This is a genomic window from Streptomyces sp. NPDC058195 (assembly GCF_042883525.1).
Taxonomy (GTDB): domain Bacteria; phylum Actinomycetota; class Actinomycetes; order Streptomycetales; family Streptomycetaceae; genus Streptomyces.
Genome location: NZ_JBHVVM010000005.1, coordinates 1 through 23231 on the forward strand (window position 1 = coordinate 1; position 23231 = coordinate 23231).

Annotated in this window: 22 protein-coding genes; 18 read left to right on the forward strand and 4 right to left on the reverse strand. The window is 69.8% G+C overall.

Annotation, left to right across the window (positions count from 1 at the left end; genetic code table 11):
• Nucleotides 1-75: 75 nt before the first annotated feature.
• The gene (locus tag ACFVWY_RS07790; protein ID WP_389868364.1) at nucleotides 76-690 is read right to left on the reverse strand and encodes an acyltransferase; all 615 of its coding nucleotides are present in this window, start codon (nucleotides 688-690) and stop codon (nucleotides 76-78) included.
• Nucleotides 691-973: 283 nt separating this feature from the next.
• Here ACFVWY_RS07790 and rplU point away from each other — a divergent pair, with 283 nt between their 5' ends.
• The 10 genes from rplU (at nucleotide 974) to ACFVWY_RS07840 (ending at nucleotide 12531) form a co-directional block, all read left to right on the forward strand.
• On the forward strand, nucleotides 974-1294 hold the full coding sequence (rplU, locus tag ACFVWY_RS07795; RefSeq protein WP_042812502.1) for a 50S ribosomal protein L21: 321 nt from the start codon (nucleotides 974-976) through the stop codon (nucleotides 1292-1294).
• 14 nt (nucleotides 1295-1308) lie between these two features.
• Nucleotides 1309-1566, forward strand: a complete 258-nt coding sequence (gene rpmA, locus ACFVWY_RS07800; protein ID WP_018103204.1) for a 50S ribosomal protein L27 — start codon at nucleotides 1309-1311, stop codon at nucleotides 1564-1566.
• Between the two features lie 180 nt (nucleotides 1567-1746).
• The gene (gene obgE / locus ACFVWY_RS07805) at nucleotides 1747-3183 is read left to right on the forward strand and encodes a GTPase ObgE (protein WP_389868366.1); all 1437 of its coding nucleotides are present in this window, start codon (nucleotides 1747-1749) and stop codon (nucleotides 3181-3183) included.
• 293 nt (nucleotides 3184-3476) lie between these two features.
• Nucleotides 3477-4976 (forward strand): D-ribitol-5-phosphate cytidylyltransferase, encoded by a 1500-nt coding sequence (locus tag ACFVWY_RS07810; RefSeq protein WP_389868368.1) that lies wholly within the window; start codon nucleotides 3477-3479, stop codon nucleotides 4974-4976.
• A 134-nt stretch (nucleotides 4977-5110) separates the two neighbouring features.
• Nucleotides 5111-7159: a hypothetical protein gene (locus ACFVWY_RS07815; RefSeq protein ID WP_389868370.1), complete on the forward strand. Its 2049-nt coding sequence runs from the start codon at nucleotides 5111-5113 to the stop codon at nucleotides 7157-7159.
• 157 nt (nucleotides 7160-7316) lie between these two features.
• The gene (locus ACFVWY_RS07820) at nucleotides 7317-8531 is read left to right on the forward strand and encodes a glycosyltransferase family 2 protein (protein WP_389869006.1); all 1215 of its coding nucleotides are present in this window, start codon (nucleotides 7317-7319) and stop codon (nucleotides 8529-8531) included.
• Between the two features lie 135 nt (nucleotides 8532-8666).
• On the forward strand, nucleotides 8667-9737 hold the full coding sequence (locus ACFVWY_RS07825) for a glucose-1-phosphate thymidylyltransferase (RefSeq protein ID WP_389868372.1): 1071 nt from the start codon (nucleotides 8667-8669) through the stop codon (nucleotides 9735-9737).
• Nucleotides 9734-10720 carry a dTDP-glucose 4,6-dehydratase gene (rfbB, locus tag ACFVWY_RS07830; protein ID WP_389868374.1) on the forward strand — a complete coding sequence of 329 codons (987 nt, stop codon included), beginning with the start codon at nucleotides 9734-9736 and terminating at the stop codon, nucleotides 10718-10720. The genes ACFVWY_RS07825 and rfbB overlap by 4 nt, the downstream gene beginning before the upstream one ends.
• A gap of 32 nt (nucleotides 10721-10752) precedes the next feature.
• Nucleotides 10753-11601 carry a dTDP-4-dehydrorhamnose reductase gene (gene rfbD / locus ACFVWY_RS07835; protein ID WP_389869009.1) on the forward strand — a complete coding sequence of 283 codons (849 nt, stop codon included), beginning with the start codon at nucleotides 10753-10755 and terminating at the stop codon, nucleotides 11599-11601.
• Nucleotides 11602-11736: 135 nt separating this feature from the next.
• Nucleotides 11737-12531 carry a class I SAM-dependent methyltransferase gene (locus ACFVWY_RS07840; RefSeq protein WP_389868375.1) on the forward strand — a complete coding sequence of 265 codons (795 nt, stop codon included), beginning with the start codon at nucleotides 11737-11739 and terminating at the stop codon, nucleotides 12529-12531.
• 70 nt (nucleotides 12532-12601) lie between these two features.
• Here ACFVWY_RS07840 and ACFVWY_RS07845 read toward each other — a convergent pair whose 3' ends face one another.
• On the reverse strand, nucleotides 12602-13201 hold the full coding sequence (locus ACFVWY_RS07845) for a dTDP-4-dehydrorhamnose 3,5-epimerase family protein (protein ID WP_389868377.1): 600 nt from the start codon (nucleotides 13199-13201) through the stop codon (nucleotides 12602-12604).
• Nucleotides 13202-13263: 62 nt separating this feature from the next.
• Complete coding sequence (locus ACFVWY_RS07850) at nucleotides 13264-15300, reverse strand: glycosyltransferase family 2 protein (protein WP_389868379.1); 2037 nt, start codon at nucleotides 15298-15300, stop codon at nucleotides 13264-13266.
• A 511-nt stretch (nucleotides 15301-15811) separates the two neighbouring features.
• On the opposite strand from ACFVWY_RS07850, the gene proB reads away from it, so the two are divergent.
• From proB to ACFVWY_RS07875, 5 genes are all read left to right on the forward strand, one after another.
• On the forward strand, nucleotides 15812-16897 hold the full coding sequence (proB, locus tag ACFVWY_RS07855; protein ID WP_389869012.1) for a glutamate 5-kinase: 1086 nt from the start codon (nucleotides 15812-15814) through the stop codon (nucleotides 16895-16897).
• A 143-nt stretch (nucleotides 16898-17040) separates the two neighbouring features.
• The gene (locus tag ACFVWY_RS07860) at nucleotides 17041-17541 is read left to right on the forward strand and encodes a hypothetical protein (RefSeq protein ID WP_389868380.1); all 501 of its coding nucleotides are present in this window, start codon (nucleotides 17041-17043) and stop codon (nucleotides 17539-17541) included.
• A gap of 83 nt (nucleotides 17542-17624) precedes the next feature.
• A complete protein-coding gene (locus ACFVWY_RS07865) occupies nucleotides 17625-18908 on the forward strand; it encodes a glutamate-5-semialdehyde dehydrogenase (protein WP_389868382.1) in 1284 nt (427 codons plus the stop codon).
• Nucleotides 18909-18975: 67 nt separating this feature from the next.
• Entirely contained in the window at nucleotides 18976-19575 is a 600-nt protein-coding gene (locus ACFVWY_RS07870; protein WP_389868384.1) for a hypothetical protein, read from the forward strand.
• Between the two features lie 283 nt (nucleotides 19576-19858).
• Nucleotides 19859-20923 carry a hypothetical protein gene (locus ACFVWY_RS07875; protein ID WP_389868386.1) on the forward strand — a complete coding sequence of 355 codons (1065 nt, stop codon included), beginning with the start codon at nucleotides 19859-19861 and terminating at the stop codon, nucleotides 20921-20923.
• On the opposite strand, the gene ACFVWY_RS07880 is transcribed toward ACFVWY_RS07875, so the two are convergent.
• Nucleotides 20910-22049 (reverse strand): M48 family metallopeptidase, encoded by a 1140-nt coding sequence (locus tag ACFVWY_RS07880; protein WP_389868388.1) that lies wholly within the window; start codon nucleotides 22047-22049, stop codon nucleotides 20910-20912. The genes ACFVWY_RS07875 and ACFVWY_RS07880 overlap by 14 nt on opposite strands.
• Nucleotides 22050-22160: 111 nt before the next feature.
• On the opposite strand from ACFVWY_RS07880, the gene ACFVWY_RS07885 reads away from it, so the two are divergent.
• The 3 genes from ACFVWY_RS07885 (at nucleotide 22161) to nadD (ending at nucleotide 23219) form a co-directional block, all read left to right on the forward strand.
• Nucleotides 22161-22313 carry a hypothetical protein gene (locus tag ACFVWY_RS07885; protein WP_389868390.1) on the forward strand — a complete coding sequence of 51 codons (153 nt, stop codon included), beginning with the start codon at nucleotides 22161-22163 and terminating at the stop codon, nucleotides 22311-22313.
• 84 nt (nucleotides 22314-22397) lie between these two features.
• Nucleotides 22398-22562 carry a hypothetical protein gene (locus ACFVWY_RS07890; protein WP_352275268.1) on the forward strand — a complete coding sequence of 55 codons (165 nt, stop codon included), beginning with the start codon at nucleotides 22398-22400 and terminating at the stop codon, nucleotides 22560-22562.
• 39 nt (nucleotides 22563-22601) lie between these two features.
• On the forward strand, nucleotides 22602-23219 hold the full coding sequence (nadD, locus tag ACFVWY_RS07895; RefSeq protein ID WP_329821052.1) for a nicotinate-nucleotide adenylyltransferase: 618 nt from the start codon (nucleotides 22602-22604) through the stop codon (nucleotides 23217-23219).
• The last annotated feature ends 12 nt before the right edge of the window (nucleotides 23220-23231 follow it).

Below are 23231 nucleotides of genomic sequence, written 5' to 3' on the forward strand. Positions count from 1 at the left end.
GGGCCCGGACGGCCGTCTCAGGCCGTCCGGGGCCCCTGCCCGTACGTCGGCGTACGCCAGCGGCGTCCGGTACGCCTACGACGCCGCGGGACCGGCCTCGGTGAGCGTGCCCCCGTCGGCCTCGTGGTACCGCGCACCGGTCTGCGGGCACTCCCACACACCCGGCTCGTCCGCGCTCTCCACCAGCCGCACACCGGCATGGCCGACCCAGCCGATCCGCCGGGCCGGAACCCCGACCACCAGTCCGAAGTCCGGGACGTCCTTGGTGACGACCGCGCCGGCCGCGACCATGGCCCAGCGGCCGATCCGGACCGGGGCCACGGCGACCGAGCGGGCGCCCAGGGACGCGCCCTCGGCGATCTTCACGCCCACGGCCTCCCAGTCGCCGCCGCGCTTCTGCTTGCCGTCGGGGTCGACGGAGCGCGGGTTGTGGTCGTTGGTGAGGACCACCGACGGGCCGATGAAGACCCCGTCGGCCAGCTCGGCGGGCTCGTACACGAGCGCGTAGTTCTGGATCTTGACGTTGTCGCCGATCCGGACGCCCGTACCGACGTAGGCGCCGCGTCCGACCACACAGCCCTCGCCGAGCCGGGCCTGCTCGCGGATCTGGGCAAGCTCCCAGACACTGCTCCCGGCGCCGATCTCGGCGGTCTCGTCGACCTGGGCGGTGGGCTGGACTCTGTAGTTCACTGAACGTCTGCCTTTCGGAGTAGGACCTCGCGCGGCGAGCCTACGACCTGGCGCGATACGCGCTCGCCCGAGGCGTCCGGCAGCGGCCCGGTTTGACCCGCCGAAGACAGCCCCGTAATCTTGCCCATCGGCGTGTTTCCTATGCGCGCCTTCCCCTGAGCACATTCCTCCCGGCGGCTCCGCCTGCCAGGAGAGGCCGCTCGTCCAATCGGATCATTCCGGACTCCGGTCCGGGGGAGCGGCTGGCATCAGGGGTTCCGTTCCGAGCGAGAGAGAGATCCGCGTGTACGCCATCGTGCGCAGCGGTGGCCGTCAGCACAAGGTTGCTGTCGGTGACATCGTCGAGGTTGACAAGATTTCCACGGCCAAGGTTGGCGACACGGTCGAGCTCTCGACCCTGCTCGTGGTCGACGGCGACGCCGTGACCAGCGACCCGTGGGTGCTGGCCGGCATCAAGGTCCAGGCCGAGGTTGTGGACCACCACAAGGGCGCGAAGATCGACATCCTTCGCTACAAGAACAAGACCGGCTACCGCCGTCGCCAGGGTCACCGCCAGCAGTACACGGCGATCAAGGTCACCGGTATCCCCGCGGCTGCGAAGTAAGGGACTGAGGAGACATGGCACACAAGAAGGGCGCATCGTCCACCCGGAACGGGCGCGATTCCAATGCTCAGCGGCTCGGCGTGAAGCGCTTCGGCGGCCAGGCCGTCAACGCCGGTGAGATCCTGGTCCGCCAGCGCGGCACCCACTTCCACCCGGGCACGGGCGTCGGCCGTGGCGGCGACGACACGCTGTTCGCTCTCGCCGCCGGTGCGGTCGAGTTCGGCACGCACCGTGGCCGCAAGGTCGTGAACATCGTTCCGATCGCCGGCTGACGAACCCGGCGCTCGTCGAGCGGTTTCTGCGGAGGCGGACCTCACTTCCCGATCGGGAAGCGGGTCCGCCTTTCGCGTGTTCCTCCCATGAGGAACGCCGTTCCCCCGGGCTTCGGTGCGCGGGCGGCGGGACGGTACGAGTGAGATATTTCTGTACGGATGTAACTGGAGGTTCCACCCATGACCACCTTCGTGGACCGCGTCGAACTGCATGTCGCCGCGGGTAACGGAGGCCACGGCTGTGCCTCCGTACACCGCGAGAAGTTCAAGCCGCTCGGCGGCCCGGACGGCGGCAACGGCGGCCGTGGCGGCGATGTGACCCTGGTCGTCGACCAGGCGGTCACCACACTTCTCGACTACCACCACCACCCCCACCGCAAGGCCACCAACGGCCAGCCGGGTGCGGGTGACCACCGCTCGGGCAAGGACGGCCAGGACCTGGTCCTGGCGGTGCCCGACGGCACGGTCGTGCTCGACCGGAACGGCGAGGTGCTCGCCGACCTGGTCGGCCAGGGCACCACGTTCGTCGCCGGTCAGGGCGGCCGCGGCGGCCTCGGCAACGCCGCGCTGGCCTCCGCCCGGCGCAAGGCCCCCGGTTTCGCGCTGCTCGGCGAGCCCGGCGAGGCCCGGGACATCGTCCTGGAGCTGAAGACCGTCGCCGACGTCGCGCTGGTCGGTTACCCGAGCGCGGGCAAGTCCTCGCTGATCTCCGTCCTGTCCGCGGCCAAGCCGAAGATCGCCGACTACCCCTTCACCACCCTGGTCCCGAACCTCGGCGTGGTCACCGCGGGCAGCACCGTCTACACCGTCGCCGACGTCCCCGGCCTGATCCCGGGGGCCAGCCAGGGCCGCGGCCTCGGCCTGGAGTTCCTGCGGCACGTCGAGCGCTGCTCGGTCCTGGTGCACGTGCTGGACACCGCGACGCTGGAGTCCGACCGCGACCCGGTCTCCGACCTCGACATCATCGAGGAGGAGCTGAAGCAGTACGGCGGTCTGGAGGACCGGCCCCGCGTCGTCGTCCTCAACAAGGTCGACATCCCGGACGGCCAGGACCTCGCCGACATGATCCGGCCGGACCTGGAAGGACGCGGCTACCGCGTCTTCGAGGTGTCCGCGGTCTCCCGGACCGGGCTGAAGGAGCTCTCCTACGCGCTCGCCGGGATCGTCGCCGAGGCGCGCGCCGCCAAGCCGGTGGAGGAGGCGACCCGGATCGTCATCCGCCCGAAGGCCGTCGACGAAGCGGGCTTCACCGTCACGCAGGAGGAGGACGGCCTCTACCGGGTGCGCGGCGAGAAGCCGGAGCGCTGGGTGCGCCAGACCGACTTCAGCAACGACGAGGCCGTCGGCTACCTGGCCGACCGGCTCAACCGCCTCGGGGTCGAGAGCGCGCTGCTGAAGGCCGGTGCCCGCTCGGGCGACGGCGTCGCGATCGGCGCCGAGGACAACGCGGTCGTCTTCGACTGGGAGCCGTCGATGGCCGCCGGTGCGGAGATGCTCGGCCGCCGCGGCGAGGACCACCGCTTCGAGGCGCCGCGCCCGGCGGCACAGCGGCGCCGCGAGCGCGACGCGGAGCGCGACGAGTCGCAGCGCGAGTTCGACGACTTCAACCCGTTCTGATCCGGCCATCTCGTTCCGGCCGGTCGTACGTCCCGTACGGCCTCGGCGACCGGCCGGAACGCGTTCCTCATGTCACACGTCCGAGGGAACCAAACCTGCTCAGGGGTGAGGAGCGCCGCTCAGTCGTGTGGCGTCGATCACCCGTCAGGGAGGCGCTGATTCCGGTATTCGCCCTGATGGCAAGGGAACAAAAGGTTTCGGCGCAGCGTGGGGTGGCCGTCGTCCACCTTGCGAGACGGTAACGGAGAGTGCAACCATCGCTGTGTCTCCCAGCCTCGCAAGGTAGGTCGTCTGTGTCTGCTCAGCACATAGCCAAAGCCCGAACCACAGCAGTCGTGCTCGCCGGCGGCACCGGCCAGCGCGTGGGTCTGTCCATTCCCAAGCAGCTGCTGAAGATCGCTGGCAAGGCCGTCATCGAGCACACGCTGTCGATCTTCCAGCAGGCCGACTCCATCGACGACGTCATCGTGCTGATGGCGCCGGGCTACGTGCCCGACGTGGAGAAGATCGTCGCCAAGGCCGGACTCGCCAAGGTCGTCAAGGTGATCGAGGGCGGCGCCACGCGCAACGAGACCACCGAGCGCGCCATCGCGGCCCTCGGCGAGGGCCTGGCCGAGGGGGAGGACCGCAACGTCCTGTTCCACGACGCCGTGCGCCCGCTGCTCTCGCAGCGCGTCATCAAGGACTGTGTCGACGCCCTCGACCGCTACCAGGCGGTCGATGTCGCCATCCCGTCCGCGGACACGATCATCGTGACCCGCACCCACGGCGGTGACGGCGAGTTCATCACCGACGTGCCGGACCGCTCCCGGCTGCGCCGGGGCCAGACGCCGCAGGCCTTCAAGCTGTCCACGATCCGCCGGGCGTACGAGGTGGCCGCGGGCGACCCGAACTTCCAGGCGACCGACGACTGTTCGGTCGTGCTGAAGTACCTCCCCGACGTGCCGATCTATGTCGTGGCCGGCGACGAGTACAACATGAAGGTCACGCAGCCGGTCGACGTCTTCATCGCGGACAAGCTGTTCCAGCTGGCCTCCACGGCAGCCCCGCAGCCCGCCGACGACGCCGCCTACCGCGAGCTGCTCACCGGCAGGACCCTGGTCGTCTTCGGCGGCTCGTACGGCATCGGCGCGGATATCGCGACGCTCGCCGAGTCCTACGGCGCCACCGTCTACGCCCTGGGCCGCTCCACCACCGGCACCCACGTGGAGAACCCGGAACACATCGACGAGGCGCTCTCCAAGGCGTACGCCGAGACCGGCCGGGTCGACTACGTCATCAACACCGCCGGGGTGCTCCGCATCGGCAAGCTCGCCGAGACCGACAGCGCGACCATCCAGGAAGCGCTCAACGTCAACTACCTGGCCCCCGTGCAGATCGCCCGCGCCTCGTACAAGTACCTCGCCGAGACCAAGGGCCAGCTGCTGCTCTACACCTCCAGCAGCTACACCCGGGGCCGCGCGGAGTACAGCCTGTACTCCTCGACCAAGGCCGCCATGGTGAACCTCACCCAGGCGCTCTCGGACGAGTGGGCGGCCGACGGTGTGCGGGTGAACTGCGTGAACCCCGAGCGCACCGCCACCCCGATGCGCACCAAGGCCTTCGGCCAGGAGCCCGCGGGCACGCTGCTCTCCTCCGAAGCGGTGGCCAGGACGTCCCTCGACGTCCTGCTCTCCGAGCTGACCGGTCATGTCATCGACGTACGTCAGCAGGACCCGACCAGGGGCGCTTCCGAGGCGTCCGGTTTCGAGCAGGCCCTTGCCTCCGTCCTGGACCGACAGGCCGATGTGTAATACTGCTTGACAATCGACTATTCGGACCCCTGCTGTCGCTTCGCGCGAACCGCAGGGGTCCGAATTCGTGAAGCTCTGCCTTCACAGTCCCCTCGTAACGTAAAGCAAGTCGGCACCCTCGGGAGCGGTACTTCGTGATTTCGAAAGCCATGCGCTTGGCTCGGGTGGGCAGCGGTTCGGAGCTGGCCGCCGCGCTCCTGATGGCTGTGGGGTTCCCGTGCATAATGCTCGCGGCAATAATCCCCAATCTCTGGTTCTTCGCCGCGGCTGCCGCGGCCACCTATCTCGCGGACCGCTATCTGCACCACCGCGGAAGTTACCTGGTCAATCGGCTCACCGCAGTCCGGGCCGGGATTTCGATCCGCTTCCTGGTCCGCCAGCTGCTGCTCATCCTGCTGCTGTCCCGCATGGGACTCGGCGAGGAGACGCTGTTCTACGTGACGGTCGCCTGCCTGCTGCTCTTCTACGGACTCCAGGCGCCACAGAGCGTGATCGTCACCCTGATCCGGCTGCGCCGCAAGCTGCCGGTGCTCACCCTCAACGTCGACCTGGAGCGGCTGCGGGTTCCGGACGCCCCGCCGCTGCTGCTGACGAACCGCCCCGCGGAGAAGATGCTCCACCTGGACATCTTCGCCATAGCGGGCGTGCTGATCGCGATCGAGACCGGTGTGGACGGCATCGCCTACGCGGGATTCGCCGTGACGCTCCTCGGCGCCCTCGGCTACCTGCTCCTGCTCCTGCCGTACATCCGCCCGAAGCACCGCGCGCCCTCCGCGGACCGGACGCTGGCCGCGGTCGGCACCTGGCTGCGCGAGTACCAGCCGACGGTGGTCCTCTACTTCTCGGGGTCCAAGGAGTCGGCCTACCAGGTCAACATGTGGCTGGAGACGATGGCCCAGCTCGGCGGGCGGCCGATGGTCCTGCTGCGCGAGCGCAACATCGTGCCGCAGCTCGCCACCACCTCGGTGCCGGTGCTCTGCGTCCCCGGTGGCGTGCACCTGATGAACCTGGACCTCTCGTCGGTGCGGGTCGCGCTCTACGCGGCCAACGTCGGCAAGAACATCCACCTGCTCCGGGTGCCGACGATGAAGCACGTCTTCATCGGCCACGGCGACAGCGACAAGATCGCCAGCGTCAACCCCTACAGCAAGGTCTACGACGAGGTGTGGACCGCGGGCCGGGCCGGACGCGACCGCTACGCGCTGGCCGACGTCGGGGTGCGCGACGAGGACATCGTGGAGGTGGGCCGCCCGCAGCTGGCCACCATCCAGCCGTGGTCCGGTACGCAGAAGAACCCGATCCCGACCGTGCTGTACGCCCCCACCTGGGAGGGCTGGGACGACAGCCCGGGCAACACCTCTCTGCTGCTGGCCGGCGAGAACATCGTCCGGCGGCTGCTGACGGCCGAGCGGCCGATCCGGCTGCTGTACAAGCCGCACCCCTTCACCGGCACCCGCAGCTCCAAGGCCAAGGCCGTCCACCAGCGCATCACCGCGATGATCGAGAAGGCCGCCGCGGAGCGCGCCACCGATTCCCGCTGGGCCGAGCAGGCGGCCGCGCTCAAGGGCGGGCAGGCCGCGGCGAGGGCCGAAATGGTCCGTATCGAGGCGCGGCTGGCCGAGCTGGCCGGCGGCGGCGCGAACACCGCGCGCGACGAGGCGGAGCAGTCCCGTGACTCGCTGGCCGACCCGGCGCGCGAGGCCGAGACGGCGCGGCTCAAGGACGAGTGGAACGCGGCGTCCTGGCGTGCGCAGGGCTGGTGGGAGCACCGGGTCATCACCGGCGCCCAGATGCGGTTGTACGACTGCTTCAACGAGTCGGACGCGATGGTCTCGGACATTTCCAGTGTGGTCTCCGACTTCATCGCGAGCGGCAAGCCGTACGCGGTCACGGACTCGGCCGAGCTGGGAGCGGAGGAGTTCCGTCGGCAGAACACCGCGGTGCGTGCGGCGGTGATCCTGTCCAACTCGGCGGCCGAGCTGGACGAGCTGCTCGCCGCGGTCGAGGATCCGGCCTCGGACACCCTGGCGGACGACCGGCGCGAGCTGAAGCGGTACCTGCTCGGCCCGGACGAGCCCACCTCGATCGTGCAGTTCGACAACGCGGTCACGGCGCTCGCGGCCAGGTCCGAAGCCCGGAATACCGGGGTCGCCAAGAGCCTCGGGGAGCCCGTGAGCGGCTGAGGAGCCGCACATTCGCATTACGTGATCGAGTAAGGCCCGGTCCAACCCGCGAAGGGTTGTACCGGGCCTTTGTGATGAGTGTCACTATCTCTTTACGCGGTGCTGGACAACCGATGGAGACGGTCGACTGTCTTCTGTTTATGTGAACCAGACGGGAATTCCAGATGTGACCGTGATCGTCGGCGCATATGAGGCGATGCCTTACCTCGTTCGTTGTCTTGAATCCGTGGAGGCGCAGACGATCGGCGCCGACCGGATCGAAATCGTGGCAGTCGACGACGGGTCCACCGACGGTACCGGAGAGTATCTGGAGGAATTCGCGGCGAGATCGAAGGTGCGGACCAGGGTCGTCAGACAGGAGAACTCCGGCGGGCCCAGCGGGCCGCGCAATGTGGGGATCGGTCTGGCGCGCGGCCGCTATGTCTTCTTCCTGGACGCGGACGACTATTTCGGCGAAGAAGCCCTGGCCCGCATGGTGGACATGGCCGACCGGGCCGGGACCGACGTGGTGCTCGGCAAGGTGGTCGGCGTGAACCGGGGGGCGCCGCAGTCGATGTGGGGCGCCACCAAGGAGCGTGTCGATGTCTATAAATCCAAGGTCATATACACCCTGAGTGCGCAGAAACTCTTCCGGCGCGAACTCCTGGAACGGCTCTCCCTGAGATTCGATGAGAATCTCCGGACCGGTGAGGACGCGCTCTTCACGATGGAGGCGTATCTGCGAGGTGCCGGGATTTCGGTGATCGCCGATTATGTCTGCTATTACCTGGTGGGCCGGGACGACGGGAAGCACGTCACAAAGAGCGGTACCTATGTATGGCGCTTCGACTCGATGAGCGCCATGATGGCGCTTATTCACCGCATTGAGCCGGCGGGGCCGAAGCGTGATTTCCTGATGGTCCGGCCCTTTACGGTGGGGATGCTCCAGCAGTTCGGGCCCATCGTGCTGAAGGATTCCGAGGAAGTCCGGCGGCACAAAATGGAACTGGCTCGTCCGCTCATGGACACGTACTGGCACGCGGGCGTGGCCCGGCGGATCAAGATCCCGGAGCGGCTGCGCCTCGCCTGTGTGGCCTACGGCAGTACGGATCTGCTCATCGAGATGGTCCAGTACGTCCGGGCGAAGAAGGTTCCGGACATGGTCCGTTCGTCCGACGGGGGGAAGCTCTACCTCGCGTACCCGCGCTTCCGCGACCGGGCGGCCGCGCTGCCCGATTCCCTGTACGAGGTCACCGTGCCCGACTGGCGTGACGGCAAGCGCGTCGAGCGCCCGAAGGCGGTGGTCGTCCGCCAGGTCTCGCTGTCGCGGCGGGTGGCCAGCAGGATGCGCCGTGACGCGAAGCGCTGGAAGGCGCGCCTGAATGTGGGGTAATGGCCGCTTGTAAAGCGTGCGCATTTCCGATGGGTGAGCGTGGCGGATTCTCCGGATATCAAACCGAATCTCAGTAAAATCGATCGGACGTCGCGGATGCGACGGGACCGAAAGATCTTCTTGGGGACTGGTCAAGTGAAGGCTCTCGTACTGTCCGGAGGGGCCGGCACCCGCCTGCGCCCTATTACGCATACTTCGGCCAAGCAGTTGGTGCCCGTGGCGAACAAGCCCGTGCTGTTCTACGGGCTGGAGGCGATCGCGGATGCCGGAATCACCGAGGTCGGCATCATCGTGGGCGACACCGCTCCCGAGATCAGGGAAGCGGTCGGCGACGGATCCGCGCTCGGCATCGAGGTCACGTACATCCTCCAGGACGAGCCGCTCGGGCTGGCCCACGCCGTGCTGATCGCCCGTGACTTCCTGGGGGACGACGACTTCGTCATGTACCTGGGTGACAACTTCATCGTGGGGGGGATCACCGGTCTGGTGGAGGAGTTCCGTTCGGACCGGCCCGATGCGCAGATCCTGCTGACGCAGGTGCCCAACCCGACCTCCTTCGGCGTCGCGGAGCTGGACGCCGCGGGCCGGGTGGTGGCGCTGGAGGAGAAGCCGAAGGAGCCCAAGAGCGATCTGGCGCTCGTCGGTGTCTACCTCTTCACCCCCGTGATCCACGAGGCGGTCCGCGCCATCGAACCGTCCTGGCGCGGCGAGCTGGAGATCACCCACGCCATCCAGTGGCTGATCGACCAGAAGCGCGACGTCCGCTCCACCACGATCCACGGCTACTGGAAGGACACCGGCAACGTCACCGACATGCTGGAGGTCAACCGGACGGTCCTGGAGACCGTCGAGCCCACCCACGAGGACGCCGAGGTCGACGCGGACAGCGAGATCATCGGCCGGGTGCGGATCGAGGCGGGCGCCAGGGTCAGCGCCAGCCGGATCGTCGGGCCCGCGATCATCGGAGCCCGGTCGGTGATCAGCGGCGCGTACGTGGGTCCGTTCACCTCGGTCTCGGAGGACGTCCGCATCGAGGACAGCGAGATCGAGTACTCCATCGTCCTGCGGGGCGCCTCCATCGTCGGTGTCCGCCGCGTCGAGGCGTCGCTCATCGGCCATGACGTCGAAGTGACCCCCGCTCCCCGCTCCCCGTCCGCCCACCGACTCGTGCTCGGCGACCACAGCAAGGTGCAGATCTCCTCATGACCACCCACATCCTGGTGACCGGCGGTGCCGGCTTCATCGGCTCGCACTACGTCCGTACGGTGCTCGGCCCCGAGGGGCCCGGCGATGTCGCGGTCACCGTGCTCGACAAACTGACCTACGCGGGCAATCCGGCCAATCTCGACGAGGTGCGCGGGCACCCGGGCTTCCGGTTCGTGCAGGGCGACATCTGTGATGCGGGGCTGGTCGCCACGCTGATGGCCGAGCACGACCAGGTGGTGCACTTCGCCGCCGAGTCGCACGTGGACCGTTCGATCGACGGGGGCGCCGAGTTCGTCCGTACCAATGTCGTGGGCACGCACACCCTGATCCACGCCGCGCACCTGGCGGGCGTCAGGACGTTCGTGCACATCTCCACCGACGAGGTGTACGGCTCGATCGACGAGGGCTCCTGGTCCGAGACCGAGCCGCTGGCGCCGAATTCGCCGTACTCCGCGGCCAAGGCGTCCAGCGACCTGATCGCGCTCTCGTACCACCGCACCCACGGCCTCGACGTGCGGGTGACCCGCTGCTCCAACAACTACGGACACCACCACTTCCCCGAGAAGGTCATCCCGCTCTTCGTCACCAACCTGCTCGACGGCAAGACGGTCCCGCTCTACGGCGACGGCGCCAACGTCCGCGACTGGCTGCACATCGACGACCACGTCCAGGGCATCGAGCTGGTCCGCACCCAGGGCAGGCCCGGCGAGGTCTACAACATCGGCGGCGGCACCGAGCTGTCCAACAAGGAGCTGACCGGGCTGCTGCTGGAAGCCTGCGGAGCCGACTGGGACACCAGCGTCACCTACGTGGAGGACCGCAAGGGCCACGACCGCCGCTACTCGGTCGACTGCACCAAGATCCGCGCGGAGCTGGGCTACGAGCCCCGCAAGGACTTCCGCACCGGCCTCGCCGAGACGGTCCAGTGGTACCGCGACCACCGCGCCTGGTGGGAGCCGCTGAAGGAGAGGGCCGCCCTGTGAGCGCCGTCTGGCTGGTCACCGGCGCCGCCGGGATGCTGGGCCGGGACGTCCTGGCCCGGCTCGCCGACGAGGACGTCACCGCGGTCGCCGCGGACCGCGCGGCGCTGGACATCGCGGACCCGGAGCCGGTGCGGACGGCCTTTGAGGAGCACCGCCCCGCCGTGGTGGTGAACTGCGCCGCCTGGACCGCGGTCGACGACGCGGAGTCCCAGGAGGAGGCCGCGCTACGCGTCAACGGCACGGGCCCGGCGGTCCTCGCCGAGGCCTGCCGCGAGCACGGCGCCGTGCTGCTCCAGGTCTCCACCGACTACGTCTTCGCCGGTGACGCCGGGAAGCCGTACGCCGAGGACGACCCGACCGGGCCGCGCAGCGCCTACGGCCGCACCAAGCTGGCCGGTGAACGGGCCGTGCTGAGCACCCTTCCGGACACCGGCTACGTGGTCCGCACCGCCTGGCTCTACGGCGCGGGCGGCGGCAACTTCGTCCGTACGATGATCAGGCTGGAGGGCGTCAAGGAGACCCTTGACGTGGTGGACGACCAGCGCGGCCAGCCCACCTGGACGGCTGATCTCGCCGACCGGCTGGTCCGGCTCGGCCAGGCGGCTCTCGCGGGCACCGCGCCCGCCGGTGTCTATCACGGCACCAGCGGCGGCGAGACGACCTGGTTCGGCTTCACCCGGGAGATCTTCCGGCTGCTCGGCACCGACCCGGAGCGTGTCCGGCCCACGACCAGCGAGGCCTTCGTGCGCCCGGCGCCCCGCCCCGCGTACAGCGTGCTGGGCCACGACCGCTGGGCCGCGGCCGGAATCGAACCGGTACGGGACTGGCGGGCGGCGCTGACGGAGGCGTTTCCGGCACTGCTCGCGACAGAACGTTCATGATCGTCAATTGATCGATCAATTCGATTGAAAGCGCAAAGCATATTTACATATCAGCGAACGCTTACGTCATGAGATGGTCATAAGATAACTTCGCCGGGCATCACGCCAGTTGGTTTCTGCGAAGGGCTGCTCCACGTGAACCGCCATGACTTCCTGCGTCACCTGCACCGCGTCTACCGCCCCCGGAACTATCTGGAGATCGGGGTCAACGACGGCAGAAGCCTGGCTCTCTCGCGGGTGCCTTCCGTCGCCGTCGACCCCGCCTTCCGGGTCGTGACGGACATCAGCTGCGACGTTCACCTGGTCAGGGCGACGAGCGACGACTTCTTCGCCCGCAAGGACCCGCTCCTGCACCTGCGCAACGGCCGTAACCCGTTCCGCGCCCTCGCCCGCCGCGACGCGCTCAACCTCCTGGGCGGCGATCCAAAGCTGGAGCTGTCCTTCATCGACGGCATGCACCTCTTCGAGTACGCCCTGCGCGACTTCATGAATGTGGAGAAGCACTCCCGCTGGTCGAGCGTGATCGTGCTGGACGACATGCTGCCGCGCGACGTCGACGAGGCCGCCCGCGACCGGCACACGAAGTTCTGGACGGGCGACGTCTACAAGGTCGTACAGGTGCTCCGCCGCTACCGCCCCGACCTGGTGGTCGCCGAGGTGGACACGGAGCCGACCGGCGTGGTCGTCGTGTTCGGCGCCGACCCGGCGAACGACACCCTCAAGAACGCGTACGACAAGATCATCGAGGAGTACGTCGTCCCCGACCCGCAGGACGTGCCCGAGGAGGTCCTGAGCCGGAAGAACGCCGTGCGGCCCGAGGCGCTGCTCCGTGCCGACTTCTGGCCGGCCCTCAACCGCGCCCGCAATCTGCGCCGCCCGCGCTCCGCGTTTGCGCCGCTGCGCACGCGCATCGAGAGGGTGACCGGCTGACCGGCCGCACACGAAGCCCCCGCGGGTCCGCCGTCCGGACCCGCGGGGGCTTCGGCGTGCCGCCCGGGGATCAGCCGCGGGCGCGCAGCAGCGCGTAGTACTCCTGGCAGGCCTCGTACGTGGGCAGCAGGCCCTTCTGCTCGGCCTCGGCCAGGGAGGGGGCCGCCGCGTCCTTGTCGGACAGCAGCGGGGGGATGTCCGACGGCCACACGATGCCCAGCCCGGGGTCGAGCGGGTGGACACCGTGCTCGCGCTCGGGCGCGTAGCCCTCGGAGCAGAGGTAGGCGACCGAGGCGTCGTCGGTCAGCGCCATGAAGGCGTGGCCGAGGCCCTCGGCGAGATAGACGGAGCGGTGGTCCACGTCGTCGAGCCGGACGGCCTCCCACCGCTTGTACGTGGGGGAGCCGACCCGGAGGTCCACGATGACGTCGAGCACCGCGCCGCGCACGCACTTGACGTACTTCGCCTGGCTCGGCGGTACGTCGGCGAAGTGCACACCGCGCAGCGTGCCCCGGCTGGAGACGGAGAAGTTGGCCTGCGCCAGCCGCAGCGGGTGCCCGAGGGCGTTCTCCAGCTCCGCGGCCCGGAACCACTCGTGGAAGCTGCCACGGCTGTCCGGGAAGACCTTGGGCTCATGCACCCAGGCCCCTGCGAGGGAGAGCTGCCGCATGCGATCACGTCCTTCTGTTCTGTCGCTGTTCTGTTCGGGGCGGGAGTGCGTACGGGCCGGCCTCAGCCAGTGAACCGGGCGGCCAGACGGCGTGCCCGCTTGCGGCCCTCCGGGGGGAGCCTGCGCACGAACGGGCCGCCGACGGCGCGCAGCGCACGGCGCAGGGCGGCCTTCCGGCGCTTGGCGGCGACGTCCGCCAGGAGGGCTGCTGGAACCTCGGGCAGCTTCGGGTCCACCTCGATCCGGCCGCCTTCGGAGAGGGTGACGGCGCAGAGGGCCAGGGCGGGGTTCTTCTCGCCGTCCAGCCGCACGGCGAGGTTCCAGGCCCCCGCCGCCACGCCGGGCGCGCGGGCGGGCACGGCGATGTGGGCCCGGCCCCCGGCGGGGTGGAGCGCGGCGCGCAGGGTGTGCACCGCACCGGACCCGGACGCCGGGCTCAGGACCAGCTGGACGTCGCAGGAGGCGGTCGCCGCGGTGGTGAGCAGGTCCAGCCGGAGTTCGGTCCGGCGGCCGGGGGCGCGCATCACGGGCCGGTCGGCCAGGTACGCCGCGAGCGTCTTGCTGCGCCGGGCGACATCGAGCGTGAGATTGCCGAACGGGTCGGTGAAGTACGGGATGACGGCACGGGCCGGTGAGCCCAGCGAGGCGGGCAGGCAGGCGGCGTCCACTTCCGGGGCGCGGTCGGCGCCGAGCCGGGCCTTGCGGACCAGGCCCAGCCCGCGCAGCGGCACCCAGGCGTCCCAGAAGCCGCGCGCGAGCCGGCCGCGGCCCTTGACCGCGTCCGGGGAGAGCCGTCCGCTGCCGTGCAGCACCACTTCGCAGGCTCCGTTGCCGAGGTCCTCGAACCGCCGGGTGAACGTCGCGGGGCAGGGCCACTCGACGGCCGTCTCCCGGTTGCGCAGGGACATCTCGGCGGAGAAGCCGCCGAGGTCCTCGGTGACGTCGACGGGGTCGTCCCCGGCTGCCTGGGCGCCCTCGTTGTCCGGGTGCAGGAAGTAGCGGCCGTCCCGGCGCAGCAGCTTGACCGGTGCCTCGTCCTCGCCCCGGACCAGGCGGGCGGTCACGGTGACGGTGGCACTGCCGTCGGGCTGCCAGGCGAACTCCTCCAGGCGGGCGGCGGCCTTGACGGACCCGGCGAACCGGGCGATCCGCAGCAGCCCCTCCCGGTCGTCCGCGCGCAGCAGGGTGGAGCGGAGCCGCAGCAGCGGGCCGAGCCCGTCGTGCACCCCGTCGCCCATGAATTCGAGGGCCAGCGGCCTGATCGCGTCGCACATCTCGCCGAAGAAGCCGGGCTGGTATTTGACCACCGCGGGTTCGCTGAGCCTGCTGAGCATCTCGACCCGGTAGAAGCGGCGCAGCAGCAGGTCACGGAACTCGCCCGGCTCGGTGTTGGCCACCACCACGTCCAGGACCTCGCGGAGGTTTCCGTAGTAGGCGGCCGGGACGATCCTGGCGGAACCCGCGTTCTTGCCGTCGTCGCGGCGCGAGTAGAAGTAGCAGGTGTAGTCACCCAGGATGGAGACGACTTCCGCCGGGAAGTAGGCCTCCATCATGTAGAGCTGGTCCTCCAGGCGGCGTTTCCCCTCGGGGTAGGCGATGCCGTTCTTCCGGAGGAACTCCGTGCGGAACATCTTGTGCGGGGTGAGGCTGTCGTACAGCGGTGCGTCACGCAGCGTGCATTTCTCGCGGTTCTGCTTGAACACCCCGTGCGGGACGCCGCGGAAGTTGCTGGCCACCTTGCCGATGACGATGTCGGAGCCGTTGCGCCGCCCCATCTCGTACAGCCGCCGCAGGGCGTCCGGGGCGAGGTGGTCGTCCTGGTCGACGAACTGGATGTACTCGCCCCGGGCCTCGCCCACGCCGACGTTCCGGGGCTTCCCCGGCCAGCCGGAATTGGGGATGGTGATGACACGGAAATGAGGGTGCTCCCCGGCCAGCTTCTCCAGTCGCTCGCGGGTGTCGTCCGTCGAGCCGTCGTTGACGAAGAGGACTTCGAACTCTCCTGCCGGGAGGGTCTGCCGCAGCAGCGAGTCGATGCAGGGATCGATGTACTCGCCCGGGTTGTACACAGGAATGACGACACTTACTTTGACTGGCATTGCTGCTGTCCCATGTCTGTAGAAGTCCCTCTGGCGGCACCCGATACGGGTTCCATGCCGCTGGAAAACGGGCATGGCGCGCTGCCCGCGGTGCACCCTATCGGCTGTTAGATGGTCGGGGTGCCCCAATGGTTGCATGTACGGACAGTTGATATTTGGCCAAAGGTGGCGGGGTGTTCGACTGGGTGAAGAGAGGGTATTTCTTATTCACCATTCCTTCGCAATTGCTGGATGAGCGAACAAGCGGACAAGTGAACAAGCGGGCGAATGGGTGGCCGGGTCGCCGGGCTGGTGGGACAGCGAAACGGAGAGGGTTAATCCGCTTTTCCGGGTCCGGGGAGATCCGGGCCGGTGACGAGAGGCGCGGTGGCCGCACCCGTCCGGTCCAGGGAGCGGAACGCCCGAGCGTCCCCGCCGCCTCTCGCGTAGATTGCGGGGGCCGGAGCGGCCGAAATCATTGGGGATGGACGTGTCAGGGGCAAGGCAGGGCGTCACGGAAGCCCGCAGGATCGTGGTCAAGGTCGGTTCCTCCTCCCTCACCACCGCGGCGGGCGGCCTCGACGCCGACCGGGTCGATGCGCTCGTCGACGTGCTGGCCAAGGTGCGCAGCGGCGGGGAACGCGAGGTCGTACTGGTCTCCAGCGGTGCCATCGCGGCCGGGCTCGCCCCGCTCGGCCTGCTGCGCCGCCCCAGGGACCTGGCCAGACAGCAGGCCGCCGCCAGCGTGGGCCAGGGGCTGCTCGTGGCCCGCTACACGGCCTCCTTCGCCCGGTACGGCGTGCGCGTCGGCCAGGTGCTGCTCACCAGCAACGACACCAGCCGCCGCGCCCACTACCGCAACGCCTACCGCACCCTCGACCAGCTCCTGGCCATGGGCGCGCTCCCGGTCGTCAACGAGAACGACACCGTGGCCACGGACGAGATCCGGTTCGGCGACAACGACCGGCTCGCCGCGCTCGTCGCCCACCTCGTCCGCGCCGACCTGCTGGTCCTCCTCTCCGACGTGGACGGCCTCTACGACGGCGACCCCAGCACCCCGGGAACCTCGCGCATCGCCGAGGTGACCGGCCCCGAAGACCTGGCCGGCGTCACCATCGGCAGCGCCGGCAAGGCGGGCCTCGGTACCGGCGGCATGGTCACCAAGGTCGAGGCCGCCCGGATCGCCACGGCCGCAGGGGTTCCCGTCGTCCTCACCTCGGCCAGCCGGGCCGCCGACGCCCTGGCGGGCCGCGACACCGGTACGTACTTCCACCGCACCGGACGACGCTCGGCGGACCGGCTGCTCTGGCTCGCCCACGCCTCCACCCCGCGGGGCTCGCTGACCCTGGACGACGGGGCCGTGACCGCGGTCGTCGAACGCCACAGCTCGCTGCTGCCCGCCGGAATCGCCTCGGTCGAGGGCGAGTTCACCGCTGGCGACCCCGTGGAGCTGCGCGACCTCGAAGGCCGCCCGGTGGCCCGCGGGCTCGTCAACTTCGACGCCAAGGAGATCCCCCAGCTGCTCGGCCGCTCCACCCGCGACCTGGCGCGGGAACTCGGCCCGGCCTACGAACGCGAGGTCGTACACAGGGACGATCTGGTCGTTCTCCACCCCTGACCGACCCCTGAAACGGCTGAAAGTCCAGCCTCGGGGCGGAGACCTTCACGAAAACCGCCCCATTTCCCGCCGCGGACTGGTCAACTCTGTAGTGGGGAAACAGCGGGGTACAGCACAGCAAACGCATTCACAGGAGGCCGCCGGTGAGACGAGCGCGCCCGGGGGCGCCGCCCCGAGGAACGGGTGGCCGTGCCCTGACCAGCGTCGGAGCAGGCGCCGACTTCGACAGAAGCCGGTCGACGGACCGAGGCGACGACGACCGGGCCACCGAGTCCGGGCCGACGGCACGGGAGGAACGCGTCCCGTCGAAGCTGTGGCACATCACGCTCAGTGTCTCGGGGGCCGCCACACCGCTGAAGGAGATCAGACGCGGCCTCGAACAGCTCGCGCACGACCATCCCTTCCTGCTGACCAGCAGGTATGCCGACGACCACGCGGAGATCCGCTACTGGGAGGAGGCCCGGGACCTGCACGACGCGGCGGCCGTCGCCCTGCGGCTGTGGGGCGAACACCGCTCCACGGCCAGGCTGCCACCCTGGAAGATCGTCGGCCTGGAGGTCATCGACCGCGAGACCTACCATCAGCGCCTCGCCGAGGGATACGGGCCGCCCCCGGCAGCCCCGGTCGGAGTGCACCCGTACTGAGCGCCGCGGCCACCGGCAGGGGAGTTGTCTCGCATCACGGGATAAGTGCCGGATGCCCGCAGTGTGCGCACTACCCTGCGGGCATGACCACGCTCTCGCCGTACGACAACATGTCCCCGGTCGCCCAGGCCGCCTACCGGGCCCGTTCCGCCGCCGCGGACATCGCGCCACTGCCGCGCGCGGCGAAGGACGACGCGCTGATGGCGATCGCGGACGCGCTGGAGGTGCGGACCGGCGAGATCGTCGAGGCCAACGCCGAGGACGTCGCCCGAGCCCGCGAGACCGGCACCAGCGAGTCGATCATCGACCGGCTCACCCTCACCCCGGAGCGCGTCCGCGCCATCGCCGCCGACGTGCGCCACGTGGCGGCGCTGCCGGACCCGGTCGGCGAGGTCGTCCGCGGCTCGACCCTGCCCAACGGCATCGACCTCCGGCAGGTCCGGGTGCCGCTCGGCGTGGTCGGGATCATCTACGAGGCCCGGCCCAATGTGACGGTCGACGCCGCCGCCCTCTGCCTGAAGTCGGGGAACGCCGTCCTGCTGCGCGGCTCGTCCTCCGCGTACTCCTCCAACGCCGCGCTCGTCCGCGTGCTGCGCGACGCCGTCGGCGGCTCCGGGCTCCCGGCCGACGCGGTGCAGCTGGTGCCGGGCGAGAGCCGCGATTCGGTACGGGACCTGATGCGCGCCCGCGGCCTTGTCGACGTCCTCATCCCGCGCGGCGGCGCCTCTCTGATCCGCACCGTGGTCGAGGAGTCCACCGTGCCGGTCATCGAGACCGGCACCGGAAACTGCCACGTCTACGTGGACGCCGAGGCCGACCTCGACATGGCCGTGGACATCCTGGTCAACTCCAAGGCGCAGCGCCCGAGCGTCTGCAACGCCGCCGAGACGCTCCTGGTCCACCAGGACATCGCCGCGCGGTTCCTGCCCCGCGCCCTGGACGCGCTGGCCGACGCGGGCGTGACCGTCCACGGTGACGCGCGGGTCCGTGCCCACGCCGGGGGCTCCAAGGCCACGGTGGTGGAGGCGACGCCGGAGGACTGGGAGACCGAGTACCTCTCGTACGACATCGCCGCGGCCGTCGTCGACTCGCTGGACGCGGCCGTCGCGCACATCCGGCTCTGGTCCTCCGGCCACACCGAGGCGATCGTGACCACCTCCCAGGCCGCGGCCCGCCGCTTCACCCAACTGGTGGACTCCACGACGGTGGCGGTGAACGCGTCCACCCGCTTCACCGACGGCAGCCAGTTCGGCTTCGGCGCCGAGATCGGCATCTCCACCCAGAAGCTGCACGCCAGGGGCCCGATGGGGCTGCCGGAGCTGACCTCGACCAAGTACATCGTCACCGGCGACGGGCACGTGCGGTGACGCTCCGGGCCCGGTGAATGTCGCGCGCTCCCTGCCCAGAACCACCCGGCGGGGCTAGTCTGGAGGCGTGCCGGACGACGTGGGGGGCAGGCCGTTCCCGGACGGCTGGGAGCCCGACGACGACCGCGGGGGCGCGGACGAGGACTTCGCCTCCGTGGTGTTCGACGAGGACTTCGTACAGGCCGCCGAGATCCATGAGCCGACCGCCGTCGAGCGGCTGCTGGCGGCCGCCCAGGCCCGCGCCGATGCGGAGGCCGCCCGTGCGGCGACGCGCGGCGGCCCGCTGGACGAGGATGCCCACGACGAGGTGTACGGCTCCGGCGCGCACGCCCGCCGGAGCGCCTACGACGACCCCCCGGACCTGGACGGCGACGCGTACCACCACGGCCCCTACGGGCGGCACGGCGGAGGTCTGCGGCCCTACCGGGGAGCGGCGCGCTGGCATCGGCCGGTGGCCTGGCTGCTCGCCGTGCTGATGGGCATCGGGATGGTCGCCCTGGCCTTCGGCGCGGTCTACCGCAACAGCTCGGGCAGCCGTCAGGACCCCGCCCCGCCGCCCGCCACGACGGGCGTGGACACCGCCCCGGGCGCCGCCCCCGGCACCGCTCCGCAGGCTTCGCCGGACTACCCGCGTCCCACGGTGTCCGCGACCCCGCACACCGGCTGACCCTCCCCCTCCGCAGCCCCGGGCCGCGTCCCTTCCCGGCCGTTCTCCATGGTTCCCCGCGTTTCCCCGCGTTTCTCCCGCGGCCGGACGTTTACCCCAGTCCCAATCGACCTACCCTGAATGTGTGACCCCTCTCGCCGAGGGGGCTTCTCACTCGTCCGCTATATGCGCAGTCGTGCGACGTCATGTGAGTTCATGACGGGCAGGCCCTGTCCGAGGCCGCTCGGCCGAGGCGGAGCGAAGCGTTTCGGCCCCGGTCGGTGACGTGGAGTCGGGAGAAGTCATGGCAGACCGCGGAGAACCACCGGAAGGGCCCGGGAACCCGGCGGGCGGCGGCGAGGACGAGTACCGCTCACTCGTCTTCGACGAGTCGTTCGTGCGCGCCGCCCGGCTGCGGGAGTTCTCCGCCCAGGAACGCATGGAGGACCACGCACCCGCCGTACGCAGCCTGCCGACCCGGCGCTGGCGTACCGGCCCCAGGGCCGCCGTCGTGCTGATCCTCCTGATCACGCTGGCTTTCGGCACGGCCGTCTTCATGGGCCTGAGCCGCCCCTACCAGGCCCCCACCGCCCGACCGGCCGAACCGCTGAGGTCGACCGTGATCCCCTTGTCCCCCCGGGGCACGGTGCCGGGCGGCGCCCCCGCCACTCTGCTCGCCCGGAGCCCCGCCGCCCACTTCGAGACAGGTGCCGAAGGCATCGATCTGCCGCCGGTCAGCCGGACGGACAACTTCTCCGAGACCCAGGTGACGGCCGCCCTGACCACCGTCAAGGACTATCTGGTCGCCTCCTCGCTCGATCCCGACGTACTCACCGGCGTCGCGGTGCGCCCGGTGGAGATGCTGCTGGACCCGGACCAGACCGTTCAGTTCGAGCGGAGCATGGACCGGCCTCAGGACGACGGACAGCACGCGGCGGCCGGCTGGCTGGTGCGGTTCGACCCGGCGAAGGTGGCGCTGGCCGCCCCGGACGTCAAGGTCCGGGGCACGCTGGATTACCGGGAGGAGGGAGCCAGCACCCTGCAGGTGACCTCGGACCACACCTTCACCTACACCCTGCGCCCGGTCACCACGGACCCCCAACGGGCAGGCGAGGCATCCCTCTTCACCGTACGGCGCGAGCTGACCTTCCGCCTCGACCAGGAGGACCTGCGGCTGCACCGGCTGGAGGTGCGTACCAGCTACGTCCAGGCCGGACCGCAGGCCTGCCCGGCGGACACCACCGGCGCGCTGCGCCCCCTGCTCGCCGGGCAGCAGGCCGAGCTCCGCGGCCCCGCGGGCACCGACCCGTACGCCACGGGCCGGTCCGCGGCGGCGCTCTGCGGCACCCTGTCGTTCAGCTCCCGCTAGGCCCGGCCTCCGGTCCCTCCGCGTCCCCCGGCTCCTGGGGGCGGGCCGAGTCCGCCGGTCCGCTGGCGCCGCCGCCCTTGCCCGCCGGACCCCTGCCCTGGCCGGTGAACTTGTCGCGGAGCTTGCCGCCCAGGTCACCGGCGCCCCCGGCTATGTCACCGACCAGCTTGATCAGCGGGTCCTTGCTGGAGCGCACCGTGTCCGCGTAATGGGCCGCGGACTCGCGGAAGGAATCGGTCACCGAGGTGTCCTTGTCCTCGTCACGCCGCGGGTAGTGACCGTCCATGATCCGCTGGTAGTCGCGGGTCTCGGACCACTTCTTCAGCTCGGCCGCGCGCACCGTGGTGAAGGGGTGCGAGCGGGGCAGCAGGTTGAGGATCTTGAGCACTGAGTCGCGCAGATCCCCGCCCTTCTCGTACTCGTCGGCCTGGGCGAGGAAGGCATCCACGTTCATCTCGTGCAGGTGGTTGCCGCCGGCGATCTTCATCAGGCCGCGCATCGACGCGTGAAGGTCCTGGCCGACGAGCAGCCCGGCCCGGTCCGCCGACAGCTCGGACTTGCGGAACCACTCGCGCAGCGCCGTCACGATCGCCATGATCGCGACGTTGCCCAGCGGAATCCAGGCGACCTTCACCGCGATACTGGTCAGGAAGAGGAGGATCGTCCGGTACACCGCGTGGCCGGAGAGCGCGTGTCCCACCTCGTGGCCGATGACGGCCCGCATCTCCTCCTCGTCGAGCAGTTCCACCAGCCCTGTCGTCACCACGATGATCGGCTCGTCGAGGCCGATGCACATGGCGTTGGGCTGCGGGTCCTGGTTGACGTACATCGGCGGGACCTTCTCCAGGTCCAGGATGTAACAGGCGTCCCGAAGCATGTCGTTGAGATGGGCGAACTGGGCGTCGCTCACCCGGACGGAGTCGGAGAGGAAGAGCAGTCGCAGGCTGCGCTCGGGCAGCAGACCGCTCAGCGTCTTGAACACGGTGTCGAAGCCGCTCAGCTTGCGCAGAGCCACCAGGGCCGAGCGGTCCGCCGGGTGTTCGTAGGCCCGGGATGAGATGCCCGGGAATCGGCGGCGCTGCCTGCTCGGTACGTTCTCGTGGCTCTCGTGGCTGCGTTCGGTCATGAATAGGCCCCCTGTTCGTACACGATGTCGCTCGCCCCCCTGACACAGCCCAGCGTAGGTGCTGGGGCTACGGTGTGCGGGGGGCTGTGGATAACTGAGGAGACGCCCGACATGCCGCACACCGTTGCTCTGCTCGCCGCCGCTTCCGGAGAGCAGGGGCCCGGCAGCACGCTTCGTATCGTGCTGCTCGCCTCGCTCGTCGGAGCCGTGCTGCTCGCCTGGCTCCTGCTGCGCGGATACCGCAACAACGACGACAACGACTGAGTCGGCGTGAGCGTGCCCGGGGTGCACGCATACGATGTGCGCGACGTCTTCCTTCCGACTCCCGATCGATAGGTCCTGCTGAAGATGAGCCTCACGAGCACCGCGCACCAGCTGGTCACCCTCGCCTCCGAGGGCGGCGAGCACGGTGGCAACCACGAAAGCCTCAACCCGCTTCTCACCGGGGGCGGCGCGTTCGTCGCGCTGTTGCTCCTGCTGTGGATCACCACTCGCTTCAACCGCGACCGCTGAGGCAAAAGGCGTACAGCTGTGCCAGTAGGCTCTGCACGCATGGGAGAGCAGGAAGTGCCTACCGGCCGCAGAAAGCGCCGACTCGGCGTGATGGGCGGGACGTTTGACCCGATTCATCATGGACACCTGGTGGCGGCCAGCGAAGTGGCCGCCCAGTTCCACCTCGACGAGGTGATCTTCGTCCCGACCGGGCAGCCGTGGCAGAAGAGCCACAAGCATGTCTCCCCGGCCGAGGACCGCTATCTGATGACGGTCATCGCGACCGCGTCCAACCCGCAGTTCTCGGTCAGCCGGAGCGACATTGACCGCAGCGGTCCCACGTACACCATCGATACGCTGCGGGACCTGCGCGCGATCCACGGCGACGCGGACCTCTTCTTCATCACCGGCGCCGACGCGCTCTCCCAGATCCTCACCTGGCGGGACGCGGACGAACTGTTCTCCCTCTCCCACTTCATCGGCGTGACGCGGCCGGGACACGTACTCACGGATGCCGGACTTCCGGAGGGCGGGGTCTCCCTGGTGGAGGTTCCCGCGCTGGCGATCTCGTCCACGGACTGCCGTGAGAGGGTCGCGCAGGGGGATCCGGTCTGGTACCTGGTGCCGGACGGTGTGGTCCGCTACATCGACAAGCGCCAGCTGTACCGCGGCGAATGAGCGACGCAGAGG